Source organism: Umezawaea endophytica, from assembly GCF_025061645.1.
GTDB lineage: Bacteria > Actinomycetota > Actinomycetes > Mycobacteriales > Pseudonocardiaceae > Umezawaea > Umezawaea endophytica.
Genome location: NZ_JANYMP010000006.1, coordinates 179,263 through 204,421, shown reverse-complemented (window position 1 = coordinate 204,421; position 25,159 = coordinate 179,263). Strand labels below are relative to the sequence as shown.

Sequence of the window (25,159 nt, the reverse complement as noted above, 5' to 3'; positions counted from 1 at the left end):
GGTGCGGTGGTGCGGTGGTGCGGTGGTGCGGTGGTGCGGTGGTGCGGTGGTGCGGTGGTGCGGTGGTGCGGTGGTGCGGTGGTGCGGTGGTGCGGTGGTGCGGTGGTGCGGTGGTGCCCTGACATCAGGGCCAGGGCCAGGGCCAGGGGAGTGGGGCTTGGTAGCTGGGGCTTGGGCTAAGGCCAAGACCAGGATCGGGAGTTGGACTGGGAACTTGTGGGCGGCGGCCGCGGCCGCGGCCGGGGCCGGGGCCGGGGTCGGGGGCTGATCTGGGAGCCGGGGCTGGGGCCAAGGCGGGGGCGGGGCTTGGTAGCTAGGCCAGGGTTGGGACTTGGGCCGGGAGCTTGTGCGCCGGGGCCGGGGCCGGGAACTGGGCCTGGGGTGGGGGCGGGAGTCGGGTGGTGGGTGGGGTGGCGTGCGGTGTGGTGGTGGGTGTTCGTTCAGTGGTCTCGTGACCTCGTGACAGGTGGCTGGTGCGGCTGCTCGTGTCGTGCCCTGGAGCGGGTGGTGCCTGGTGCGTGCGGTGCTGTGCCTAGGTGCTGTGCCTGGGTTCTGGGCTCCGGCTTCCGGCGTGGTGCCGACTCTCCGGTCACACCCCTCCCGCGGCCACCCCGCGCCTTCCCACCACCCCGACCTCCGGGAACGCCTAGCCGACCCGCCGGAGGTGGCGGTGGCTGCCGCCGCCTGGCGACTGCTCCCCCGCCACGGTGAGGCACAACTGGGCGCTCAGGTAGGCGCGGCAGGGGGCCGGTCGGCGCCTGCTCCACCAGCGCGTGCGGCACGTCGGGCAGCGGCCGTGTTCGTCTGGCTGGTGTTCGTCCAGCAGGGCCTTGATGGCGGCGACGATGCGCGGCAGTTCTGCGCGTGCGAGTTCGGCGACGGTCTGGTCGTCACCGCGCGCGGCCATCTGCGCGACGGTGGCGAGGTGCTCGTGCAGCGACTTGTCGAGTTGGCTGAACACGGTCACGGACATCTCAGCGCTCCCCGACGGTCTGGTTCCAGGCGACGGCCTGGCGTCGTCCCGTGGCGCTGAGCATGGCTGCTGCCCTCCGAGTTCCTCCCCCACGACCCGTGCGGTCGCGAAGACGTGCCCATGCAGCCTGGGACCGCCCACCTACGAACTGCAAGTTGCAGTACACGAATGGATGACGTCTCTTTGCTTGCCCGGCGTCTCGTCACAGACTGTGCATGACCCAGGAGGTGCGGGACATGGCACGGGGCAGCAGTCCGACGCTGCGCAAGCGCAGGCTGGTGAGCGAACTCCGCCGGTTGCGCGAGGTCGCGGGGTTGACCATCGAGGAGGTCGGTGAGCGCCTCGAGTGCTCGGCCTCGAAGATCAGCCGGATCGAGACCGGTCGGGTGGGCGTCACGCCGCGCGACGTGAGGGACATGCTCGACGCGTACGGTGCCGACGACCTGCTGCTGGACGAACTGGTCCAACTGGCGCGCGAAGCGCGGCGCAAGGCCTGGTGGGACGAGTACGGGGACGTCGCGCCCGGCCGGTACATCGGGTTCGAGGCGGACGCGGAGTCCGTCCGGACCTACCAGGGGCTGATGATCCCCGGCCTGTTGCAGTGCGAGGAGTACACGCGGGCGCTGATCCGCGAGGTGCTGCCCGGCGCTTCCCCCAGCGAGGTGGAGCGGCGGGTGGAGCTGCGCAACGCCCGGCAGGCGCTGCTGGGCGAGGAGGACCCGCTCCGGTTGCACGTGGTGATCGACGAGGCCGCGCTCCGCAGGCTCGTCGGTGGTCCGACCGTGCTCCGGGCGCAGATCCGGCGACTCCTCGAAGTCGGCGAACTCGCCAACGTCACCCTCCAGGTGGTCCCGTTCGCCGCCGGCGGTCACGCCGCGATGGACGGGCCATTCGTCATCCTGAGCTTCCCCGAGCGACTCGATCCAGAGGTGGTATACATCGAAAGCACCAGGAGCGGCGTCTATTTGGAGCAACCGTCGGACGTCGAGTGGTACTCCGCGGTCTTCGAGAGGCTGACGGCGACCGCGCTGGACCCGGTGCAGTCGGCCGCGCTGCTCGGCAGCATGGCGTACGCGCTATCCCCAGGACTGGAGTGATTTCGCAGTGGACGCAGAAACGGATTTGTCGAGAGCGTCGTGGCGCAAGAGCAGTCGTTCGTCCGCGGGTGGGCCGGACTGCGTGGAGGTCGCGCTCGTGCCGGTCGGAGCCGGTGTGCGTGATTCGAAGAACCCCTCGGGCCCCGTCCTGGGCTTCGACGGTGCTGCTTGGAGCCGCTTCCTCGGCTCCACCAAGCACGGCGGGTTCGACCTGAGCTGATCGTCCCCGTCAGGGCTCCCCCCGTTCTTCCGTCAGGGGTCTCTACGACCTCGGTCTGGTTCGTGGTCAGACCGGGGGACGACGCGGTGTAGCCCGCGGTCCGATGTTCGCGACACCCCTTTCCGGTGGACTGTGTCCATCACCGGAAAGGGGCTCACGACGTGTCGTCACGCGTTCCCGTTTCCTTCGTGCTCGGATCGTCCTGCCTGGTGGCGGGCGTCGTCCCGGCTCTGCGGGAACTGACGAGGTACCGCGGCACCGACCTGCTCGACGGCCGCTGGTGGACGCTCCCCGCGAGCCTGTTCGGCTCGTACCACCTCGCGCACGTCCTGTGGACCCTGCTGCTCGTGGCGCTCGTCGTCGCGACGCTCGAACGGACCGCCGGGTCCGCCGCCACGGTCGTCGTCCTCGTGCTCGGCCACCTCGTGCCGACGCTCGTCGCCTTCGGGTTGGCGAACCTGTTCTCCGCGCACGCCGTGCTGCACCGCCTCGACTACGGGGCCAGTGCCGCGCTCGCGTGCGCCGCCGCCGCTCTGGCGCTGCTGCGCCGCTCCCGAGCGCTCGCGGCGGTCCTCGCCGCGGTGCTCGTGGCCGACCTCTTCTACAGCGACTGGCTCACGGCCGCCGAGCACTGGGCCGCGGTCCTGCTCGGGCTGGGGCTCGTCGCGCTCACCTCTGGGGGACCGCATGGGATTCGTGACCGACGCGCTGGCCGGGCTGGCGAGCCTGCCGCAACCGGCGGTGGTGGCCGTGACCGGGGCGATGACGCTGGCCGAGTGCACGCTGGGGGTGGGTTTCCTGGCACCGGGCGAGGCGTCGCTGCTGATCGCGTCGACGACCGTCACGACGGTGCCGCGGTTCCTGGTGATGTGGCTGGTGGTGTCGGTGTGCGCGGTGGCGGGCGACAGCATCGGGTACCTGCTGGGTCGCCGCTACGGCGAGCGGCTGCGCGATTCGAGGATCGTCCGCAAGCTCGGGCAGAGCCACTGGGACCGGGCTGGTGACCTGCTGCGCAGGCGCGGCGGCACGGCCGTGTTCACCGCCCGGTTCCTGCCGGTGGTCAGGACGCTGGTCCCGGCGTCCGCTGGGGCGTCGAACCTGCCGTACCGGCGGTTCCTGCCCGCCTCGATCGCGGGCGCGATCTGCTGGTCCGCGCTGCACATCGGCATCGGCTCGGCCGCCGGCGCGTCGGCGAAGTACGTCGAATCGGTGCTCGGCGGGGTGAGCTGGGTCCTGTTCGGGGCGGTCGCCGTCGCGGGCGTCGTCTACGCGCTGCGCCGCCGCACGAAGGAGAAGCAGGAGCGGGAACTCCAGGAAGTGTCCTGAAAAGGGCGAAGAGGGCCACCCCCTACCGGGTGACCCTCTTCTTCTGATGGGGACGTGGGTCGGCCGGCGTTCCGCCGCCGCGGGCTGGATGCCCCTTGCACGCCGGACGACCCACGTCGATCAGGGAGATGGCGGAGGTTCGGTTCCGCCATCTGGTCCAACCTCCCCCACCGGGTTTCGCCCTGTGTGGTTGGTCGGACACGCTAAGCCTAAGAACGCGGCTACAGCGCGACTGGAGCCGGACTGAAGTGATCTCTAGTCTCAGTGCGTGGGGCACAGCACTTCGACAAAGGACACGTCGGTGGAGCACGACAACCCCGAGTCCCTCCGGTTCGAGGTACTCGGCCTGCTACGGGTCATCCGCACCGGTCAAGAGGTCGACCTCGGTGCGGCCAAGCAGCGTGCCGTCCTCGCCGTGCTGCTGCTCAACCGCAACACCCCGGTGAGCCGCGACCACATCATCACGGCGGTCTGGGGCGACGCCGCGCCGACGAGCGCGGTGAACCTGGTGCAGACGTACGTGGCCGGTCTGCGGCGGGCGCTGGAGCCCAGGCGCGCCCGGCGCGCGCCCGCCGAGCTGCTGACCTCGGTCGGTGACGGCTACCTGCTGCGGGTCGAACGCGGGGCGCTGGACCTGGACGTGTTCGAGTCGAGCGCGGTCGAGGCGGGCCGGATGCGGGCCGCGGGCGACCTCGCGGGCGCCGCCGGGCTGCTGGACGACGGGCTCGCGCTGTGGCGGGCCGAGCCGCTGGGCGGCATCGCAGGCCTGTTCGCCGAGGTGGAGCGCGGCAGGCTGGTCGAACGCCGCTTCGCCGTGCTGGAGGAGCGCGCCGAGCTGCGCCTCGCGCTGGGCCAGGGCGCGGACCTGGTCGGCCAGCTCACCGCGCTGGTCGGCGACCAGCCGCTGCGGGAACGGGCGCACGGGCTGCTGATGCGCGCGCTGTGCCAGGCCGACCGCCAGGCCGAGGCGCTGGCCGTCTACCGCGAGGCGCGCCGGGTGCTGATCGACGAGCTGGGCGTCGAGCCGGGCCCGGAGCTGCGGCGCGTCCAGATGGCCGTGCTGGCGGGCGACGACCCCGAACCCGGCCGGGCCGCCGCTCCCGCCGCGCCACCCGCTCCCGCCGCCCCGGTCACACCGGTCGGCGGCACGGTGCCCGCCCAGCTCCCGCGCGCCCCCGCGTCGCTGATCGGCCGGGACGCCGAGCTGCGCCGCATGGACGAACTGCTCGCCGACGACCCCGGCGGCGGCCTGCTGCTGGTCGTGAGCGGCCCCGCGGGCGTCGGCAAGACCGCGCTCGCCCTGCACTGGGCCCACCGCGTCCGCGACGCCTTCCCGGACGGCCAGCTCTACGTCGACCTGCACGGCTACGACCCGAACCAGGACCCGCTGGACGCGGGCGAGGTGCTCAACAGGTTCCTGCGCACGCTCGGCGTGCAGCCGAACGACGCCCCGGTGACCGTCGAGGAGCGCTCGGCGCTCTACCGCACGCTCGTCGCCGACCGCCGCATGGTCGTGATGCTGGACAACGTGCTCGGCTCGACCGAGCTGCTGCCGCTGCTGCCCGGCTCGTCGTCCTGCGTCGTCGTGACGAGCCGCAGGCGCCTGGTCGGGCTGGTCGCGCACGCCGAGGCCCGGCTGGTGGAGCTGGACATGCTCACGCCGGACGCCGCGGTGGAGGTGCTGGGCCGGGTCGCGGGTCGCGGCGCGGGCGCGGACGCGGCCGGGCTGCGCAGGCTGGCCGAGCTGTGCGACGGCCTGCCGCTGGCGCTGCGCATCGCCGCCGCCCGGCTCGCGGTGTCGCCCACGCTGCGCGTGGCGGACTTCGTGGCGGAACTGGACGACGAGCACGGCAGGCTCGCCGCGCTCGGCCTGGAGGACGGTGAGGGCCCCGTGCGGGCCGCGCTGGACGCGTCCCGCCGCGCGCTGCCGCCGCTGGCCGCCCGGCTGCTCGCGCTGGTCGGCCTGCACCCCGGCACGCACGTGACGCCGTTCGTGGCCGCCGCCATGGCCGCCGTCGACGCGGGCCAGGCGCAGCGGGCGCTGGACTCGCTGACGGCGGCGAACCTGCTGTCGGTCGGGGAACCCGGCCGCTACGGCGCGCACGACCTGGTCCGCGTCTACAGCAAGACCCTCGCGGGCGAGCTGGCGTCGGAGGAGCGGCGCGACGCGACCGGCCGGATGCTCGACTATTACCTGCACGTCGCGGACGTCGCCGACGGCCTGCTGCCGATCAGCCGCGGCAGCGTGCGGGTCGAGCCGAAGCACCGGCCGACCGCCGTGCCGAAGCTGGAGTCGTCGGCCGACGCGATCGGCTGGCTGGAGGCGGAGGAGGCGAACCTGCTGGCCGTCGCGGACCTGGCGGCGGACAGCTCCGCGCCGGTGTTCGACCGCGAGTGGCTGGTGCACGCCTGGCAGCTCGCGTACGCGCTGTCGAGGTTCTTCTGGCTGCGCGCGGACCACGGGACGTGGCTGCGGGTCACCGAGTCCGGGCTGCGGGCGGCTACGGAGCTCGACGAGCCGAAGGCGAAGTTCGTCATGCTGTTCAACCTCGGCACCGCGCTGCTCCGGTTGCGCCGCAACGACGAGGCGCTCGTCCGGCACGGTCAGGCGCTGGACGTGGCCCGCGCGAGCGGCGACCTCGACCAGCAGGCCCGAGCGTTGACGACGGTGGCGGACACGCTGCTGGACGTCGGCCGGATCGAGGAGTCCGAGGCGCACTACCGCGAGGCGATCGAGGTCAGTCGCAGCGCGGGGTCGCGGTGGACGGAGGCGAACGCGCACCACAACCTCGGGCTGCTCTACCTGGCCAACGGCCGGGTGGCGGAGGCGCCGACGTGGCTGAGGGCGGCGCTGGTGATGTACCGCGAGGTCGGCGAGCAGTGCGGCGAGTCGACGTGCCACTCGGACCTGTCGGTCGCGCTGCTGTCGGAGGGGCACTACGAGGAGGCCGCGGTGAGCGCGCGGTCGGCGTTGACACTGGCCACGGACGCCGCCAGCCCGTACCACCAGGCCCTCGCGCACGACCAGCTCGCGACGGTGTTCGACCGCCAGGGCGTGCCGGGAGCGGTGTCGCACTGGCAGCGGGCGCTGGCGCTGTTCACCGAGTTGGACGCCCCGGAAGCCGACCAGGTCAGGGCGCGGCTGGCTCGCACACGGGCGGTGTCACCCACCGCCGTGTGACGATTGGTCTATACCTATTGACATCGGGGGCTCGCGCTACTTACGTTCAGCGCCAAGCGTCACGGGTGAGCCGTGACACACATCCCTGCTCTCATCACACCTGCCAGGCCGCCGCCAGGTGCAGGAGGTTCGCCGTGCCCAGAAAGCTGGTGCCGGTGTTGGCGATGCTCGCCACGCTGGCCGGACTCTTGATCGCCGTAGCCAACCCGACCCCGTCCAGCGCCGCGGGCAACGAGGACTGCCGCCCGGACGGCCTCTACAAGACGCCCGGCGTCGACGTGCCGTACTGCTCGGTCTACGACACGGCCGGTCGCGAGACGTTCGACGCCAACCACTCCCGCCGCGTGATCGGCTACTTCAGCAGTTGGCGCACCGGCAAGGACGGCTCGCCCGCGTACCTGCCGAAGGACATCCCGTGGAACAAGGTCACGCACCTCAACTACGCGTTCGCGCACATCGACAACCAGAACAAGATCTCCGTCGGTGACACGACCGCCACCAACGCCTCCACCGGCATGGAGTGGCCCGGTGTCGCGGGCGCCGAGATGGACCCGTCGCTGCCCTACAAGGGGCACTTCAACCAGCTCACGAAGTTCAAGAAGCAGAACCCGAAGGTCAAGACGCTGATCTCGGTCGGCGGCTGGGCGGAGACCGGCGGCTTCCTCAGGCCCGACGGCTCCCGCGACGCCAACGGCGGCTTCTACAAGCTGGGCCAGAACCAGACGGCGATCAACACCTTCGCCGACTCGGTCGTCACCTTCCTGCGCACCTACGGCTTCAACGGCGCGGACATCGACTACGAGTACCCGACGTCGAACGCCAACGCGGGCAACCCGGACGACTTCGGGCTGGCCAACGCCAACCGCGGTCAGCTCTGGGCGGGCTACGAGAACATCATGAAGACCCTGCGCGAGAAGCTGGACCGCGCGGGCGCGGCCGACGGCAAGCACTACCTGCTGACCGCCGCCGTTCCCGCGTCCGGCTGGCTGCTGCGCGGCATGGAGGCCTTCCAGGTCACCAAGTACCTGGACTACCTCAACGTGATGACCTACGACCTGCACGGTTCGTGGAACCACTTCGTCGGCCCGAACGCCGCGCTGTACGACAACGGCAAGGACGGCGAACTGGCCGCGGGCGGCGTCTACACGGCTCCGCAGTACGAGGGCATCGGCTACCTGAACACCGACTGGGCGTACCACTACTTCCGCGGCGCCATGCCCGCGGGCCGGATCAACATGGGCCTGCCGTTCTACACCCGCGGCTGGCAGGGCGTCACCGGTGGCGTGAACGGACTCGGTGGCACGGCGGCACTCCCGGACCAGTCGAAGTGCCCGGCGGGCACGGGTGGCAGCGTCGGCTCCACGACCCCGTGCGGCAACGGCGCGATCGGCATCGACAACCTGTGGCACGACAGCACGGCCGGCAACGCCGAGGTGCCGTCGGGCGTGAACCCCATGTGGCACGCCATGAACTTGCAGAACGGCATCACGCCGGACTACCTGACGGCGTACGGCCTCACCCCGGACACCGACCCGACGGACCGCATCACCGGCACGTACGCGCGCAACTACGACACCACCCTCGTCTCCCCGTGGCTGTGGAACAGCACCAAGAAGGTGTTCCTGTCCACTGAGGACGAGACGTCGGTCGCCACGAAGGCGAAGTACATCGCCGACAAGGGCATCGGCGGCGTGATGATCTGGGAGCTCGCGGGCGACTACCGGTTCGACACGACCAAGCAGCAGTACACGATCGGCGACACGTTGATCACCAAGATCAACGACGGTCTGCGCGGCGCGGCCCCGTACGGCAACCTCAAGGCGTCCACGGCCACCCCGGCCGACGTCCTGGACGTCTCGGCCACGGTCGGGGGCTTCGCGCTCGGCGACGCCAACTACCCGATCACGCCGAAGTTGAAGGTCACCAACAACTCCACCGTCACGATCCCCGGCGGCGCGAAGATCGAGTTCGACTACGGCACCAGCGCGCCCGGCAGCATGACCGACCAGTCCGGCTTCGGCTTGCAGGTCGTGTCCAAGGGCCACACCGGTTCCAACGTCGGCGGCCTGCGCGGCGACTTCCAGCACGTGTCGGTGACCATGCCGACGTGGCAGTCGCTCGCACCGGGCGCCAGCGTCGACATCACCATCAACTACCAGTTGCCGATCGCGTCCCCGTCGAACTTCCGCTTCACCTTCGGCGGCAAGACCTACGCCATCGCCTCGGACCACCCGCGTGGCGGCGGCGGCAACCCGCCGACGTCGACCACCACGACCACCTCGACGACGACCACGACCACCACCACGACGACGACCACCACGACCACGCCGCAGAACTGCTCGGTGGCGGCGTGGGACCGGACGAAGGTCTACGTCGGCACGAACGTGGTGTCCTGGAAGGGCCGCAAGTGGACGGCCCAGTGGTGGACGACGGGCGAGGAGCCCGGCACCACCGGCGAGTGGGGGGTGTGGCGCGACAGCGGCGCCTGCTGATCCGGTGAGGGAGGGGCGCGTCCGGCACCGGCCGGGCGCGCCCCTCCGCCGTGCGTAAGGCCCTCGCGGTCGTAAGGCGCGTGAACCTCCGATGCCGGTGCGGCTCCCTTACGACGACTCTCGGCGTCACGGATGGAGTGCCGACGCAGGGAGTGAAGATGAGCCTCGAATGGACGCCCGAAGCGGTCAAGGCCGAGGTCGACTACCGGCAGTGGTCGATGCGGGCCGACGCGGAGCACGTGCGGGAGGTGCGGCGCACCACGCCGCGCAAGGAGAGCTGGTGGACGCGGCTGGCCCGGCTCGCCAGGTCGAACGTCCCCGAGCCGCGAAAGGCCCAGGGCAACGCCGCCTGAGGTGTGCGAACATGCCACTCGTGGCGCGTCTCGGATCCGGCATCCCCCTGGTGGCCCGCGGTCGGGAAATGGCCCGGCTGCGGGCTTCGCTCGCGTCCGCGGCGGCGGGCAGGGCGTCGGCGGTGCTGCTCGCGGGGGACGCGGGGGTCGGCAAGACGCGCGTGGTCGACGAGGTCGCGTCCGCGCCGGACACGCTCGTGCTGACGGGCCGCTGCCTGGACGTGGGGGAGATCGGGATCCCTTACCTCCCGTTCGCCGAGATCCTCGGCCGGGTAAGGGATCGGGGGCTGCTGGACATCGCCGTGCGGCCCGCGCTGGCGCGGTTGCTGCCCGAACTGGCGCTGCCGGTGGGGCCGGACGAGTCGCGGGAGAGCTCGAGCCAGCCGACGCTGTTCCCGCAGGGGCGGCGGCCGGAGCAGGACGTCGGGCAGTTGCAGCTCTTCGACGCGGTGCACGGCCTGCTGGGCGACCTGGCCGAGCAGCGGACCGTGCTGCTGGTGCTGGAGGACCTGCACTGGGCCGACGCGTCGACCCGCTACCTGCTGTCGTTCCTGCTCTCGCGGCTGCGGTCGCAGCGGCTGCTGATCCTGGGCACCTACCGGTCGGACGACCTGCACCGCGCGCACCCGTTGCGGCCCCTGCTGACCGAACTGCTGCGCCTGCCGGCCGTGGAACGGGTGGAGCTGGCGCCGTTCGGGGCCGAGGAGTCGCGCGCGTTCGTGGACGCGCTGGCCGACGAGCTGCCCGAGGACGTGGTCCGCGAGGTCGCCGAACGGTCGGAGGGCAACCCGTTCTTCGCCGAGGAGCTGCTGGCCGCGGCGAGCTGCCTGCCCAGCGGCGGCATCCCGGTCGCGCTGGCGGACGTGCTGCTGACCCGCATCGAACGGCTCGCGCCCGGCACCCAGCACGTCGTGCGGGTCGCGTCGATCGGCGGGCGGCGGGTGAGCCACGACCGGCTGCGGACCGTCGCGGGGCTGGACGACGTGGCGCTGGACGCCGCGCTGCGGGAAGCCGTGCAGCACCACGTGCTGCTGGTCGGCGAGGGTGACGAGATCTACGTGTTCCGGCACGCCCTGCTCCAGGAGGCGGTCTACGGCGACCTGCTCCCCGGTGAGCGGGTGCGGCTGCACGCGGCGTACGCGCGCTACCTGACCGGCCGCGAGGGGCGCGGGTTCGCGGCCGGGCTGGCCTACCACAGCCTGGAGAGCCACGACCTGCCGCGCGCGCTGGCCGCGTCGGTGGACGCCGGGCAGGAGGCGCACCGCACGGGCGCGCCCGCCGAGGCGTTGCGGCACTTCGAGCAGGCGTTGAAGCTGTGGGACGCGGTCGCGGAGGACCAGCGCCCGCCGGACGTGACGGAACTGGTGCTGCTGAGCCGCGCGTCCTGGTCGGCGGGCACGGCGGGGCAGCCGGAGCGGGCCCTCGCGTTCGCCAGGTCCGCGACCAGGGCCGTCGACCCGGCCGACCCGGAGAAGGCCGCCGAGATGTGGCGTCGGGTCGCGCAGGCGTCGCAGGGGCTCGACGGGCACGACCAGGAGATGTACGAGGCCGTCGACCAGGCGTGGCGGCTGGTGCGGGACCGGCCAGCGAGCCAGTCCCGCGCGTGGGTGCTGGCCGTGTCGGCGTCCTGCCTGCGCTACGCCCGCGACCTGCCGCTGGCCCGTGAACGCGCGGAGATGGCGGTCCGGGACGGTCGCGAGTCCGGCGCGGCGGGAGCGGTCGCGGACGCGCTGGCGACGTTGGGGCTGCTGGACGGCAGCGAGGACCGCACCGAGTCGGCGCGCGAGCACCTGATCGGCGCGATCGACTGCGCCGTCGACGCGGACGCGGTCAACACCGAGCTGCGCGCGCGGTACTTCCTCGGCCTGCACCACTACGACCGGGGCGAACTGGCGGACGCGCTGCGCGTGTTCGAGGAGGCCTCGTGCCGGGCCAAGGTCAAGGGCATGATCTGGAGCGGTTTCGGGCTGGAGGTGCGGGTGCTCCAGGCGCTCACGCTGTACCACCTGGGTCGCTGGGACGAGAGCGGTGACGCCGCCGAACCACCCGGTCTGGCCGTGTCGAGCACGGTCATCGCGAGGCTCGCCGCGGTGGGCACGCACGTCGCCGTCAGCCGGGGCGACTTCGAGCACGCCGAGCGCCTGATCGGCGAACTCCGCAAGGACTGGCACCGCGACGTGCAGATCGCGCTGATCACCGGCGGCACCGGCGCCGAGCTGGCGCTGTGGCGCGGCAGGCCCGAGCAGGCCGTGGAACGGGTCGCGGACACCGTCGACTGGACGCGCAAGCTGGGCAACGAGTGGCTGCTGGCGAACATCCGGCTGGGCGCGCTCGGCGTCGCCGCGCACGCCGACCTGGCCGCGCGGGCCCGCCGCCGTCGAGACCGGGCGGGTGAGGCCAAGGCCGTCGCCGACGGGAACCTGATGGCCGACCTCGCCCGCGACACGGCCGCGAACGGCCTGCCGCGCACCGGCGTGCTCGGCCCGGAGGGGCGGGCCTGGCTGGCGCGCGCCCTCGCCGAGCAGACCAGGCTCACCGGCGCGGCCGACCCCGAGCTGTGGACGCGCGCCGTCGCCGGGTTCGACTTCGGCATGGTGTTCGAGCGGGCGGTGTGCCGGTGGCGGCTGGCCGAGGCGCTGCTGGGCGCCGACCGCCGCGACGAGGCCGCCGTCCACCTGCGGGAGGTCGGCGAGTTCGCCCGCGCCGTCACCGCGGCCCCGTTGCTCGACGCCGTCACCCAGGCCGCCCGGCGGGCCAGGATCACCCTGCGCGCGGACGAGGCCGAGCCGCGCGACCACGTGGACCCGTTCACCCCGCGGGAACGGTCCGTGCTCGGCCTCGTCGCGCTGGGGCGCACCAACCGCGAGGTCGGCGAGGAGCTGTACATCAGCGAGAAGACGGTCAGCGTCCACCTCACCCGCATCATGGCGAAGCTCGGGGCGGGCAGGCGGGCCGAAGCCGTGGCCATCGCCTACGACCGCGGCCTGCTCGACCCGAGCCAGGCCGTGAACCGGGGCTAGGCCCGTTCCACCTTGATCCACAGCGCGGCGTCCGCCGTGGCGCCGTCCGCCGACACCTGTGCGCTGAGCAGCGACGGACCCGGCGCGCTGCGGTAGGGGTTGGACGGGAACCACTGCGTGTACACGTCCCGCCACACCTCCTGGAGCACCTTCGGGAACTCGCCGGAGCTCTCGAACACCGCCCACGTCCCGGCGGCCACGTCCAGCGAGTCCAGGCCCTCCGGGACGTCCGCGCTGGACGCGACGGCGTAGTAGAAGTCCAGCTCGGTGCCCTCCTCGAAGCCGTCGTCCACGTTCACGCTGACGTTGAGCACCCCGGCGGGCTCCTGGTCGGACAGCGCCGCGATCCGCTCCCGCTCCTCCGGCGCGAGGCCCTTCACGAACTCGACCATCGCCGGGTTCATCCCCTCGTGCACGAGCGGCACCCGCTTCGTGCGGCCGACCACCCGGAACGCGTCCTTCTCCACGACCCGATACCGCATGCTGCTGCTCCCTTCGACGACGAGGCGGAAGGACATCCGTGGCTGGGACCGCAGGGCCGCACCGGTCCTGCGCGCCTCACCTGGCCCGACGCCGTGCACGGCGCGGAACGCCCTGGCGAACGCCTCGCCCGAGCCGTAGCCGTACCGCACGGCGATGTCGAGCAGCGTCTCCTGCCCGGCCAGCACCTCGGCGCCCGCGAGCGTGAGCCGCCTGCGCCGGACGTACTCCGACAGCGGCACCCCCGCCAGCGCCGAGAACAGCCGCCGCAGGTGGTACTCCGACGTCAGCGCGATCCGGGCCAGCTCGGCCACGTCGATCGGCTGGTCGAGGTTCCGCTCGACGTGCTCCATGGCCTGGTTCAGCCGTTCCAGCACTCCGGCCTCCCTTCCTCGACACCAATGCTGCGGCCCGCCCACCCTGCCCGACCCGACAGTTCGTGCCCGCCCCGGTCGGGTTGTGCGACCACGGGAGGACTCGGGGTCATCCTCCGGGTTGAGTCCGGAGTGCGCGTCGGGAGTGATGTCCGCGCACGCGGCCGCTCCCTAGGTTTTCCCCTGTCAGCGAGACGGTGAGCGAAATGGGGCAGGGAAATGTCAGCAGTGGTGTCCGAGACGGGCCGGGTTGGCACGCAAGCCGCCGTCGCCGCCTCCAGCCTGGTCAAGGTGTACGGCAAGGGCGACACCGCGGTGCGGGCGCTCGGCGGCGTGAGCGTCGCGTTCCAGGCGGGCAAGTTCACCGCCATCATGGGCCCGTCTGGCTCCGGCAAGTCGACCCTCATGCACTGCCTCGCGGGCCTGGACAACGTGGACGGCGGGTCCGTCCACATCGGAGGGACCGAGATCACCGGCCTCAACGACAAGGACCTCACCAAGCTCCGCCGCGACCGCATCGGGTTCGTCTTCCAGGCGTTCAACCTGCTGCCGACGCTGTCCGCCGAGGCGAACATCCTGCTGGGCCTGGAACTCGCGGGCCGCAAGCCCGACAAGCAGTGGTTCGACACCATCGTCGACGTGCTGGGCCTGCGGGACCGGTTGAAGCACAAGCCGTCCGAGCTGTCCGGCGGCCAGCAGCAGCGCGTGGCGTGCGCCCGCGCACTGGTCGCCCGGCCGGACGTGGTGTTCGCCGACGAGCCGACCGGCAACCTGGACTCGCGCTCCGGCGCCGAGGTCCTCGACTTCCTGCGGATGTCCGTGCGCAAGCTCGGCCAGACCGTGATCATGGTGACGCACGACCCCGTCGCCGCGTCCTACGCCGACCGCGTCGTGCTGCTCGCCGACGGCCACCTCGCGGGCGAGATCCAGAACCCCACGGCCGACTCGGTGCTCTCCGCGCTCAAGCACCTGGGGGCGTGATGCTGAAGACGATCATCGCGGGCGTCCGGGCGCGCACCGCGCGGCTCCTGCTGTCCTCGATCGCCATCATGCTCGGCGTCGCCTTCGTCAGCGGCACGCTCGTGCTCGGCGACGGCATCACCGAGGGCATGAAGGACGAGTTCGCCAAGACCTCCCGCGGCGTCGACGTGTCGATGTCGCTCGCGGGTGAGGGCCCGGAGTCCGAGACCGGCTTCAGCCAGGCCACGCTCGACAAGGTCCGCGACACGCCGGGCGTGCAGGGCGCGGACCTCCGCAGCTACGTCTCCGCCGCGCTGCTGACGGCGAGCGGGAAGGCCAAGCCAGCCAGCGCGGGCCCCCTCGCGTCCACACCGGAGCTGCGCGAGTACGACCTGAAGGACGGCCGCTTCCCCACGTCGGCCACCGAGACCGCGGTCGACGTGCGGGCGCTGGCCACGGCGAAGCTGTCCATGGGCCAGCAGATCACCCTGCTGGACATGGAGGACGGCAAGCACTCGTTCACGATCGTCGGCACGTTCGCCCAGGGCGCCAACTCGATGTCGCTCGGCGGCAGCGAGCACCTCGTGCTGCTGCCCGAGGCGCTGCCGCAGCTCAGCGACAAGGTCCGCGGGTACGAGCTGGTCGCCAAGGCCGCTCCCGGCGTGACGCAGGAGCAGCTCGTCGCGAACCTGAAGAAGTCCACCGGCGAGCAGGGCTACAAGTTCCAGACCGGCGAGCAGCTCACCGTCGAGACCCTCAAGCAGATCAGCGAGCGGTCGGGCGAGTTCACCCAGTTGCTGCTCGCGTTCGCGCTGATCGCCCTCGTGGTCGCGGCCATGGTCATCTACAACACGTTCACCATCCTGGTCGCCCAGCGCACCAGGGAACTCGCCCTCATGCGGTGCGTCGGCGCGAGCCGCGGCCAGGTGTTCGGCAGCGTCCTCGCCGAAGCCGTCGTCATGGGCTTCTTCGCCTCGGTGATCGGCCTGTTCGGCGGGATCGGCGTCTCCGCGCTCATGCAGACGGTCATCGGCTCGTTCTCCGGTGACAACACGGTCGTCCGCCTGCCCGTCACGCCCACCACGGTGCTCGCCGCGTTCGGCGTCGGCGTGCTGATCACGGTGATCTCGGCCGCGCTGCCCGCCCGCAAGGCGACGAAGGTCGCCCCGGTCGCCGCGCTGCGCGCCCAGCTCGACAGCAGCGAGGAGGTCGCCCGCACCGGCACGCTGCGGATCGTGTTCGCCGTGCTCCTCGGACTGGCGGGCGCGGGGGTCGTCTACCTCGGCATGGGCATGGAGGAGGAAGCGGCCCTGATCATCACCGGCTCCGGCACGATGCTGCTGCTGGCCATGGTGGTCACGCTCGGCCCGGTGCTCGTCGGACCGGTCAACCGGGTGCTCGGCGTCGTGCCGAAGGCGCTGTTCGGCGTCCCCGCCAAGCTGGCGTCCGGCAACGCGGGCCGCAACCCCAAGCGCACCGCGGCCACGACCGCCGCGCTGATGATCGGCGTGACCATCGTCAGCCTCGTCACGGTGGTCGCCACCAGCGCGAAGGAGACCGCGAGCGCCGAGGTCGACCAGCGCTTCCCGGCCGACTACACCGTCACGTCGTCCATCTACAGCAGGCCGTTGCAGCAGGACCTGCTGGACAAGATCGCCGCCGTCCCCGAGGTCGGCAAGGTCGCCCCGATGGCGGGCTTCTCGCCGGAGAGCGACGAGAACTCCCAGTACAGCGCGTACCTGGAGGCCACGACGCCGGAGGCGTTCGGCGACCTGGTGCGGCCCAAGGTGGTCTCGGGCAGCATCACCGGTCTCAAGGACGGCGAGGTCGCGATCAGCTCCAACTTCGCGAAGCGGAGCGGGCTGGCCGTCGGCGGCACCCTCCCGCAGGGGCTCGGCGCCACGAAGAAGGACCTGAAGGTCGTCGCGGTCGTCGACGGGATCGACAGCAGCGGACTGGTCACGATGGCCACGCTCACCGCGTTCGACCCGGAGACGCCCGGCTTCCGCAGCATCATGGTGAAGCTCAAGGACGGCGTCACGACCGAGGCGGGCCGCGCGGCCGTCGAGAAGGTCACCGACGCCTCGCCGATCGCCGTCATCGACAGCGCCGCCGAGACGAAGGCCCAGCTCAACACCCAGGTGGACCAGGTGCTCGGCTTCATCTGGGCCCTGATCGGCCTGGCCGTGATCATCGCCCTCTTCGGCATCGCCAACACGTTGACGCTGTCGGTCCTGGAGCGCACCAGGGAATCGGCGCTGCTGCGGGCTCTCGGCCTCACCAAGGGCCAGTTGCGGCTGATGCTCGTGGTCGAGTCGGTGCTGATGGCCGTGATGGGCGCGGCGATCGGCCTGGTGCTCGGCGTCGGGTTCGGCTGGATCCTGGTCAAGGCGCTCTCGTCGGACAGCTTCCCCATCACCTTCGACGTCCCGTTCGGACAGATCGGCGTCATGCTCCTCGCGGCCGTGGTCGCGGCGATGATCGCCGCCGCCATGCCCGCCAGGCGCGCAGGCCGCACCTCGGTCGTCGCCGGGATGGCCGAGGCCTGACCAGACGGCCCGTCCTTCTTCGGGGGAGGGCGGGCCGTCGCCCCCCCGGTACGCCGATGCCCCGCGCCTCACGGTGCGGGGCATCGGCGTGTTTAGAGCGTCCCGACGCCGCCGTCCACCGGGATCACGGCGCCGTGGATGTAGCGGGCGTCGTCGGACACCAGGAACGCCACGGTCGCGGCCACCTCGTCCGGCTGGCCGAGCCTGCCCGCCGGGCTGCCCGCGTGGAAGGCGTCCATGCCGTCGCCGTAGGGCGCGGTGCCCTCGGTGGCGATCGGGCCGGGCTTGACGGCGTTGACGCGGACGCCGCTGGGCCCGTACTCGGCGGACCACACCTTGGTCAGCGACTCGACCGCCGCCTTGCTCGACGCGTAGAGCGACGCGCCCGCCGTGCCCTTGGTCGCGAGCGCGGTGGAGAAGTTGACGACCGCGCCGTGGCCGCGGGCCGCCATGGCCGGGGCGAGGGCGTTGGTGAGGAAGAACGGGGCCTTGACGTTGGCGTCGTAGACCGCGTCGAAGTCCGCCGCCGTGGCGTCGCTGCTGGCGCCGAACGGGTAGATCCCGGCGTTGTTCACCAGGATGTCGACCTGGCCGCCGATCTCGGTCGCCCGTTCGGCCAGCGAGCCGAGCGAGTCGAGGTCGTTCAGGTCGGCGGCGACGAAGTCGGCCTTGCCACCCGCCGCCCGGATGCCGTCGACGGTCTCACCGCCGCGTTCGGCGTTGCGGCCCGAGACGATGACGTGGGCTCCGAGCGAGGCCAGGAGCCGTGCGGTGGCGCGGCCGATCCCGCTGGTGGAGCCCGTGACCAGTGCGGTCCTGCCTGACAGATCGGCGGTCATCGCCAGTCTCCTTTTGGTATGCCCGACCCAATTGGTACGAGCGACCCAATAGTGGGTGGCGCAGATTGGGTTGTCAATACCAAAAATCGAGTAGGATCGGCTCATGAACGCGGAGGCGGGCAAGCCGGTCGCGGAGCGGCCGCTCACCGCGAAGGGGCGCGCGACCAGGGCCAGGGTGCTCAAGGTCGCGGCCGACCTGATGTTCGAGCACGGTGCCGCCACGACGAGCATCGACGACGTGAAGCGCGCGGCGAAGGTCAGCGCGTCGCAGGTCGGGTACTACTTCGGCGACAAGCAGTCGCTCGTGCGCGCCGTCATCGAGTACCAGGCCCAGGCGCTGATCGAGGGCCAGCGTCCCCTGCTGGAGCGGCTGGACAGCTTCGAGGCCCTGCACGCCTGGCGCGACCACATCGTGGCCATGCGGATGGAGCGGCAGTACGTCGGCGGCTGCCCCGTCGGGTCGCTCGCGTCCGAGCTGGCCGACTCCAGCCCCGCGCTGCGGGAGGACATCGCGGCGGCGTTCCTGCGCTGGCGGGAGCCGATCAGGGCCGGGCTGGCGGCGATGCGCGACCGCGGGGAACTGCGGCCGGAGGCGGATCCCGAAGCGCTGTCGATGGCGCTCCTCGCGGCCGTCGAGGGCGGCACGCTGCTCGCCCAGACCCTGCGCGAGGTCGCCCCGCTGGAGGCGGTCATGGACGCCGTGCTCGCGCACGTCCGCTCGCTGGCCTGATCGTCCGTTTCGGACCCGTCGGGCGTCCACGGTGCGGGACGGGAAGAATTCTTGTTCCCACGCGTCACGTTCGGCGCTTCGCGCTCTCTACCTGGGTGCGGGGTTGGCTCGGGCGAGGGCCGGGCCAACCCCCGCTCTTGCCCCTCTGGGCCGTTCGGAGCACAGTTCACCCGGTGTTCACCCGTACTGGTGCTGCCGCCATCACCTCGTACTGCTGAAATCACGGACAGCGTCGTGCTCGTCGCACGCCGCACCCGGAGCGGTCAGAAGGTTACGGAACGATGTCGACAGCGGTCCGCCGGCTTGACACCGGAGGCCGTCACGTCGACTGTGAGAGCGCTCTCACTGCTTCGGTCCACGCAGGAGGAGCGCGTCGAGGAGGACGGATGAGCAGGACTCTGGTCGGTCGTGCGGCACTGGCCGTGGTGGCCGCCGTGGCCGTGACGAGCGCCGCGGCGTGCGGGGGAGAAGCGGGGGGCTCGGACGGCAAGGTCAAGCTGTCCATCGGTGTCTTCTCCGACTTCGGGTACGACACGCTGCTCAAGGAGTACCAGGCCGCGCACCCGAACGTCGAGGTCGAGCAGCGCAAGGTCAAGATGGAGCAGCACCACACCCAGCTCGCCACGCAGCTCGCCGGCGGGCGCGGCGCCGCGGACATCGTGGCCATCGAAGAGGGCAACGTCGCCCAGTTCCGCCAGTCCAAGGACAAGTTCGTGAACCTCGCGGACTACGGCGCTAAGGACCTCTCTGGCCAGTGGGCCGCCTGGAAGTGGAACCAGGGCACCGCCGACGACGGGAACTTCGTGCTCGGGCTCGGCACGGACATGGGCAGCCTCGCCCTCTGCTACCGGCGCGACCTGTTCGAGGCCGCGGGCCTGCCCGTCGACCGCGAAGAGGTCGGCAAGCTGTGGCCGACCTGGCAGGACTACGTCGCCACCGCGCAGACCTTCACCGACCAGACGCCGAACGTGAAGTTCGTCGACACGGCCCTCAACGTCTACAAGGCGATCCTCGACCAGACCGAGGAGGGGTACTTCGCCAAGGCGGACGACTCCTACATCGGCGAGAAGAACACCAAGGTCAGCGACGCCTTCACCCTCGCGGCGAGCCTCGGCGAGAAGAAGCAGACCGGCGCGCTCCCCCCGTTCAGCCAGGAGTGGAACGTCGCGCTGAAGCAGGCCTCCTTCGCCACCACCACGTGCCCCGCCTGGGCGCTCGCCCTCATCAAGGCTGGCGCCGGTGACGAGGCCGCCGGCAAGTGGGACGTCGCGGACGCGCCCGGTGGCGGCGGCAACTGGGGCGGCTCCTTCCTGGCCGTGCCGAAGCAGGGCTCGCACCCCAAGGAGGCGTACGAGCTGGCCAAGTGGCTGACCGCCCCCGAGCAGCAGAAGCGGATCTTCAAGGAGACCGGCAACCTGCCGAGCGAACCCGTGGCCTACAAGGACCCCGAGGTCACCGCGACCGTCAACGCGTACTTCAACAGCGCCCCGGTGGGCCAGATCTTCGGCAACTCCGCCGAAAGCCTCCAACCCACCTACCGCGGCACCAAGGACTCCAAGGTGACCCCGGTGTTCAGCAACGCCCTCTCCAGGGTCGAGCAGGGCAAGCAGAACACGTCGGACGCGTTCGCCCAGGCGTTGAAGGAAGCGCGGGACGTCGCCAAGTGACGACGCCCAACCGCGAGCGGAGCGGGGCCGCGACCCCGCTCCGCACCACGCCCCCCTCGGCCGCGGGAGCCGTGGATGGCACTTGAGACCACCTCGCCGCCCTCCCCGGTCGGCGACCGCGACAAGCGGTGGCTGCTCGCGAGGCTGGACGGCAAGTACACGCCCTACCTGGTCATCGCACCGTTCTTCCTGGTGTTCGGCGCCTTCGGGCTCTACCCGCTGCTCTACACCGCGTGGGTGTCGCTGCACGACTGGCAGCTCGTCGACGGCGACCAGGGCTTCACCGGCCTCGACAACTACGCCACCCTCCTGGGCGACGCCAACTTCTGGAACGCCCTCTTCAACACGTTGAGCCTGTTCGTGCTGTCGACCGTGCCGCAGCTACTGGCGGCACTGGGGTTGGCCGCCGTCCTCGACCGCGGCCTGCGCGGCCGGACGTTCTGGCGCGCGGGCGTCCTGCTGCCGAACGTCATCTCGGTCGCCGCCGTCGCACTGGTGTTCGCCCAGCTCTACGGACGCGACTTCGGCATCGTCAACCACCTGCTCGGGCTGGTCGGGATCGACCCGGTCGACTGGCGCGCCGAGACGTGGGCGTCGCACCTGGCGATCAGCTCCATCGTGATGTGGCGGTGGACCGGCTACAACGCCCTGATCTACCTGGCGGCCATGCAGTCCGTGCCGCGCGACATGTACGAGGCGTCGATGATCGACGGCGCCTCCAGGTGGCGGACCTTCTGGGCCATCACGGTTCCGAGCATCCGCCCCACGATCCTGTTCACCGTGATCACGTCGACGATCGGCGGCTTGCAGCTCTTCGTGGAGCCGCAGCTCTTCGACCCCGGCGGCACGGCGACCGGCACCGGCGGCTCGGACCGCCAGTTCCAGACCCTGGTGATGTACCTGTACGAGAAGGGGTTCCGGTTGTTCGACGCCGGTTACGCGGCGACGATCGCCTGGGTCCTCTTCCTCGTCGTCCTGGTCGTCGCGGGGATCAACTTCTCGGTGGCGCGACGCATCGCGTCCAAGGGCTGAGGGGGAGCCGTGGTAGCGCTCGACACCCCTCCGCCCGCCGTGGAGCCACGGCGGGACCTCAAGCGCCGCAAGGCTTCCACGAACTACGCCGGGCCGTTCACCTACGCCCTGCTCGTGGTCGTTCTGCTCGCCTCGGTGTTCCCGCTGTACTTCTCGTTCGTGGTCGCCAGCAAGGACAACTCCGTCCTGGGCGAGGCCGTTCCGCCGCTGACGCCGGGTGGTCACCTGATCGAGAACATCACCAGGGTGTTCGACACCGTCGACTTCTCCCTGGCTATGGCGAACTCCCTGATCGTCGCGGGCACCGTGGCGATCTCCAACGTCCTGCTGGGCACGCTGGCGGGCTTCGCCTTCGCCCGTCTGAGGTTCCGGGGCCGCAACTCCCTGTTCCTCGTCGTCATCGGAACGTCGATGGTGCCCGCCCAGCTCGGCGTGATCCCGCTCTACCTGCTGATGTCCGACCTCGACTGGTACGGCACCCTGCAAGCCGTCATCGTGCCCGCGCTCATCGGCGCGTTCTCGGTGTTCTGGATGCGCCAGGCGTGCGAGGAGTCCGTGCCGCACGAACTGGTCGAGGCCGCGCGAGTCGACGGGTGCTCGGTGTTGCGCACCTTCTGGCACGTCGCACTCCCCGCGGTGCGACCCCAGGCCGCCGTCATGGGCATGTTCGCGTTCATGGCGGCGTGGAACGACTTCTTCTGGCCGCTGATCGTCCTGGACCCCAACGACAGCCCGACCGTCCAGGTCGCGCTGTCGGCACTGGCCAGCGGCTACTACACCGACTACTCGCTCATGCTCGCCGGCGCATCCCTCGCGGTGCTGCCGGTCGTCGCGATCTTCATCCTGCTGTCCCGCCAGATCGTCGGCGGGATCATGCAGGGTGCGTTGAAGGGTTGACCTCCGCCGCCGCCCGGAGGGGCGGGGATCCCGAACCTCGCGGTGCGGGGTTCCTGCTTCACCGGGCCGTGCCGTTGCCACTGACGCGGTTCGGGTCTCACCGGCCCTCCACAGGCGTTTCGCCTCTCCGCCAGCCCGGCGGCGAGGATGTTGCGGGCGGCGTTCACGTCCCGGTCGTGCACCGCGCCGCACGGGCACGTCCACTCCCGGACGTGCAACGGCAGCGACTCGACCCGCTGCCCGCACGCGGAGCACAGCTTCGACGACGGGAACCACCGGTTGACGGCCACCACGGTTCGGCCGTACCAAACGGCCTTGTACTCCAGCATGGACCGCAACTCGGACCACGCGACGTCACCGATCGCTCGGGCCAGGCGCCGGTTGCCCATCATGGCGCGGACGTTGAGGTCCTCGATCACGACCGCTTGGTTCTCGCGGACGAGTCGAGTGCTCAACTTGTGCAGGTGATCGCAGCGCCGGTCGGCGATCCGGGCGTGCACCCGAGCGACCTTCACCCGCGCCTTCGCCCGGTTGTTGGTGGCCTTGCCCTTCCTCGCCAGGACCCGTTGTGCCTTGGCGAGCTTCCTGCGGTCTGCCCGCTCGTGCCGCGGGTTGTCGATCTTCTCCCCGGTGGACAGGGTTGCCAGGGTGGTGATCCCGACGTCCAGTCCGACGACCTGGTCGACCACGGGGAGGTGCCGGAGGGTCGTGTCCTCGACCAGGACGGAGACGTGCCAACGGCCGGCCGCGTCGCGCGACACCGTCACAGTGGACGGTTCCGCCCGTTCTGGCAGCGGCCTGGACCACCTGATGTCGAGCGGCCCCGCCTGTTTGGCGAGGGTGAGGTGCCCGTCGCGGTAGGTGAACGCGGACCGGGTGTACTCGGCCGACGCGCGGGACTTCCGCTTGGACTTGAAGGTCGGGTGCTTGGAGCGCTTGGCGAAGAACGCCGAGTACGCGCTCTGGAGGTGCCGCAACGATTGCTGCAACGGCACGCTGGACACCTCGTTGAGGAACCCGAACTCGTCGCTCCTCTTCCACGCCGTCAAGGCCGCCGAGGACTGCCCGTAGGTCATCGATCGAGACTCGGTCGCGTAGACGCGGGTCCGTTCCTCGAGGGCCTTGTTGTAGACCAGCCTGACGCAGCCGAAGGTTCGGCTGAGCTGCTCGGCTTGGTCGAGCGTCGGGTAGAAGCGGAACTTGAACGCCCGCTTCACGCCCCCCAATCCCATGCGTTACACCATATCGCATGTTCATGCAAGCCCATTTCCAGAGAGAGGAGCGGGCGCTTCCTCCCCCGCCTGAACGTGGGGGCGTCCGCGCCCAACACCCTGATGACCACCACCGATCCGGACAGCCGAGTCGGGCGGGCCCCCGCGTCCGCCGTCGACCTCGCCTCCGACACCCTCCGCTTCCCGGCGGACTTCACCTGGGGCGCGGCCACCGCCGCGTTCCAGATCGAGGGCTCGACCACCGTGGACGGTCGCACGCCGTCCATCTGGGACACCTTCGCCGCCACGCCGGGCAAGGTGCTGAACGGTGACAACGGCGACCCCGCCTGCGACCACTACAACCGGTCGGCCGAGGACGTCGAGCTGATGTCGCAGCTCGGCCTGGCGGCCTACCGCTTCTCCGTCGCGTGGCCGCGGATCGTGCCCGCTGCCGACGGTGCGGTCGAGCCGCGCGGGTTGGCGTTCTACGACAGGCTCGTCGACCAGTTGCTGGCCAAGGGCATCCAGCCCGTCGCCACGCTCTACCACTGGGACCTCCCGCAGTGGCTGGAGGACCAGGGCGGCTGGCGCAACCGCGACACCGCGTACCGGTTCGCCGAGTACGCGCAGGTCGTGTTCGGCAGGCTCGGCGACCGGGTCAAGCTGTGGAGCACGCTCAACGAGCCGTGGTGCTCGGCGTTCCTGGGCCACCACAAGGGCAACCACGCGCCCGGTCTCACGGACTCCAAGGCGTCGCTGGAGGCCATGCACCACCTCCTCCTCGCCCACGGCCTCGCCACGCGGGCCATGCGCGAGCAGGCCACGGCGGAACACCGGTTCTCGCTGGTCCTGAACTTCACGCAGGGCAAGGCTGACAACGATGACACGGCCTCGCTGGACGCCGTGCGCAAGGTCGACGGCCTGCACAACCGGATCTTCCTCGACCCGGTGCTCGGCCGCGGCTACCCGGCCGACGTCGTCGACGACGTCGCGTGGCTCGGCGACTGGCAGCGCGTGGTCCAGGACGGCGACCTCGACGTCATCGCCACGCCGATCGACTTCCTGGGCGTGAACTACTACAGCCCGACCCGCGTCGCGCCCGCCGCCGACCCCGAGGCCGTGTCCGACGGGCCGTTCCCCGGTCTGCGCGGCGTCGACCTGCTCGACCCGCGCGGCGAGCTGACCAGCTTCGGCTGGGAGCAGAACGCCGACGCGTTCGCCGAGCTGCTCACCCGCCTCGGCCAGGACGCGCCCGGCCTGCCCATCGTGATCACCGAGAACGGGTCGGCGTTCGTCGACGAGGTCGACGAGCTCGGCCACGTCGACGACCCGCAGCGGCTCGCGTTCCTGGTCGACCACCTGCGGGCCGTGCACCGGGCCATCGAGGCGGGCACCGACATCCGCGGGTACCTCGCGTGGTCGCTGCTGGACAACTTCGAGTGGGCCGAGGGGTACAGCCAGCGGTTCGGCGTCGTGCGCGTCGACTACGAGACCCAGGAGCGGACGGTCAAGAGCAGCGGCGCGGCGCTGGCGCGGATCATCGCCCGCAATTCGATTCCCGCCACCGGGTACGAGGTGGAGTAGGGCAGGAGGTGACGAGGGGCCCGCACGGGTCCCTCGTCCAGGGCTTGAGGGGTGTCGCGGCTGTCGGGCCGGGGCACCCCTCAATTCATTCGGAATGGATATTCCGGGCGAGACCTACGCAGAGTTGTTTGCACCGACAACCGGTCGCGTGGAATGACGGCGTTCCGGCACCCC

The 25,159-nt window shown here is 71.2% G+C and carries 19 protein-coding genes; 14 read left to right on the top strand and 5 right to left on the bottom strand.

Going from position 1 to position 25,159, the window contains the following annotated elements; all coding sequences use genetic code 11:
* Nucleotides 1–646: 646 nt before the first annotated feature.
* Complete coding sequence (locus NZH93_RS15420; RefSeq protein ID WP_259623747.1) at nt 647–973, bottom strand: hypothetical protein; 327 nt, start codon at nt 971–973, stop codon at nt 647–649.
* Nucleotides 974–1,209: 236 nt separating this feature from the next.
* On the opposite strand from NZH93_RS15420, the gene NZH93_RS15415 reads away from it, so the two are divergent.
* Together NZH93_RS15415 and NZH93_RS15410 are read left to right on the top strand one after the other, a co-directional pair.
* Entirely contained in the window at nt 1,210–2,070 is an 861-nt protein-coding gene (locus NZH93_RS15415; protein WP_259623916.1) for a helix-turn-helix domain-containing protein, read from the top strand.
* 7 nt (nt 2,071–2,077) lie between these two features.
* Nucleotides 2,078–2,290, top strand: coding sequence for a DUF397 domain-containing protein (locus NZH93_RS15410; RefSeq protein ID WP_259623746.1), 213 nt, complete (start codon nt 2,078–2,080; stop codon nt 2,288–2,290).
* A gap of 167 nt (nt 2,291–2,457) precedes the next feature.
* Here the strand turns inward: NZH93_RS15410 and NZH93_RS15405 are convergent, their stop codons facing one another.
* Entirely contained in the window at nt 2,458–2,979 is a 522-nt protein-coding gene (locus NZH93_RS15405) for a hypothetical protein (protein ID WP_259623745.1), read from the bottom strand.
* Between NZH93_RS15405 and NZH93_RS15400 the strand changes: the two genes are divergently transcribed.
* The 5 genes from NZH93_RS15400 (at nt 2,978) to NZH93_RS15380 (ending at nt 12,662) form a co-directional block, all read left to right on the top strand.
* Complete coding sequence (locus tag NZH93_RS15400; RefSeq protein ID WP_259623744.1) at nt 2,978–3,616, top strand: DedA family protein; 639 nt, start codon at nt 2,978–2,980, stop codon at nt 3,614–3,616. The genes NZH93_RS15405 and NZH93_RS15400 overlap by 2 nt on opposite strands.
* A gap of 301 nt (nt 3,617–3,917) precedes the next feature.
* Nucleotides 3,918–6,797: an AfsR/SARP family transcriptional regulator gene (locus NZH93_RS15395; RefSeq protein WP_259623743.1), complete on the top strand. Its 2,880-nt coding sequence runs from the start codon at nt 3,918–3,920 to the stop codon at nt 6,795–6,797.
* A gap of 164 nt (nt 6,798–6,961) precedes the next feature.
* Entirely contained in the window at nt 6,962–9,289 is a 2,328-nt protein-coding gene (locus NZH93_RS15390) for a chitinase C-terminal domain-containing protein (protein WP_259623915.1), read from the top strand.
* A gap of 158 nt (nt 9,290–9,447) precedes the next feature.
* Nucleotides 9,448–9,642, top strand: coding sequence for a hypothetical protein (locus NZH93_RS15385; RefSeq protein WP_259623742.1), 195 nt, complete (start codon nt 9,448–9,450; stop codon nt 9,640–9,642).
* An 11-nt stretch (nt 9,643–9,653) separates the two neighbouring features.
* Entirely contained in the window at nt 9,654–12,662 is a 3,009-nt protein-coding gene (locus NZH93_RS15380) for a helix-turn-helix transcriptional regulator (protein ID WP_259623741.1), read from the top strand.
* Here NZH93_RS15380 and NZH93_RS15375 read toward each other — a convergent pair.
* Complete coding sequence (locus tag NZH93_RS15375; RefSeq protein ID WP_259623740.1) at nt 12,659–13,519, bottom strand: AraC family transcriptional regulator; 861 nt, start codon at nt 13,517–13,519, stop codon at nt 12,659–12,661. The two genes, NZH93_RS15380 and NZH93_RS15375, sit on opposite strands and share 4 nt — an antisense overlap.
* 216 nt (nt 13,520–13,735) lie before the next feature.
* On the opposite strand from NZH93_RS15375, the gene NZH93_RS15370 reads away from it, so the two are divergent.
* A complete protein-coding gene (locus tag NZH93_RS15370) occupies nt 13,736–14,497 on the top strand; it encodes an ABC transporter ATP-binding protein (protein WP_259623739.1) in 762 nt (253 codons plus the stop codon).
* Entirely contained in the window at nt 14,497–17,025 is a 2,529-nt protein-coding gene (locus NZH93_RS15365) for an ABC transporter permease (protein ID WP_259623738.1), read from the top strand. The genes NZH93_RS15370 and NZH93_RS15365 overlap by 1 nt, the downstream gene beginning before the upstream one ends.
* A 92-nt stretch (nt 17,026–17,117) precedes the next feature.
* Here the strand turns inward: NZH93_RS15365 and NZH93_RS15360 are convergent, their stop codons facing one another.
* Nucleotides 17,118–17,864, bottom strand: coding sequence for an SDR family NAD(P)-dependent oxidoreductase (locus NZH93_RS15360; protein WP_259623737.1), 747 nt, complete (start codon nt 17,862–17,864; stop codon nt 17,118–17,120).
* A gap of 103 nt (nt 17,865–17,967) precedes the next feature.
* Here NZH93_RS15360 and NZH93_RS15355 point away from each other — a divergent pair, with 103 nt between their 5' ends.
* The 4 genes from NZH93_RS15355 (at nt 17,968) to NZH93_RS15340 (ending at nt 22,190) form a co-directional block, all read left to right on the top strand.
* Nucleotides 17,968–18,594: a TetR/AcrR family transcriptional regulator gene (locus NZH93_RS15355; protein WP_259623736.1), complete on the top strand. Its 627-nt coding sequence runs from the start codon at nt 17,968–17,970 to the stop codon at nt 18,592–18,594.
* A 386-nt stretch (nt 18,595–18,980) separates the two neighbouring features.
* Nucleotides 18,981–20,261, top strand: coding sequence for an extracellular solute-binding protein (locus NZH93_RS15350; protein WP_259623735.1), 1,281 nt, complete (start codon nt 18,981–18,983; stop codon nt 20,259–20,261).
* A 75-nt stretch (nt 20,262–20,336) separates the two neighbouring features.
* Nucleotides 20,337–21,293 carry a carbohydrate ABC transporter permease gene (locus NZH93_RS15345; RefSeq protein WP_259623734.1) on the top strand — a complete coding sequence of 319 codons (957 nt, stop codon included), beginning with the start codon at nt 20,337–20,339 and terminating at the stop codon, nt 21,291–21,293.
* A gap of 39 nt (nt 21,294–21,332) precedes the next feature.
* The gene (locus NZH93_RS15340) at nt 21,333–22,190 is read left to right on the top strand and encodes a carbohydrate ABC transporter permease (RefSeq protein ID WP_372506651.1); all 858 of its coding nucleotides are present in this window, start codon (nt 21,333–21,335) and stop codon (nt 22,188–22,190) included.
* Here the strand turns inward: NZH93_RS15340 and NZH93_RS15335 are convergent.
* Nucleotides 22,076–23,422 carry an RNA-guided endonuclease InsQ/TnpB family protein gene (locus NZH93_RS15335; RefSeq protein ID WP_259623733.1) on the bottom strand — a complete coding sequence of 449 codons (1,347 nt, stop codon included), beginning with the start codon at nt 23,420–23,422 and terminating at the stop codon, nt 22,076–22,078. The genes NZH93_RS15340 and NZH93_RS15335 overlap by 115 nt on opposite strands.
* Nucleotides 23,423–23,524: 102 nt before the next feature.
* On the opposite strand from NZH93_RS15335, the gene NZH93_RS15330 reads away from it, so the two are divergent.
* Nucleotides 23,525–24,985 (top strand): GH1 family beta-glucosidase, encoded by a 1,461-nt coding sequence (locus NZH93_RS15330; RefSeq protein ID WP_259623732.1) that lies wholly within the window; start codon nt 23,525–23,527, stop codon nt 24,983–24,985.
* Nucleotides 24,986–25,159 lie beyond the last annotated feature (174 nt).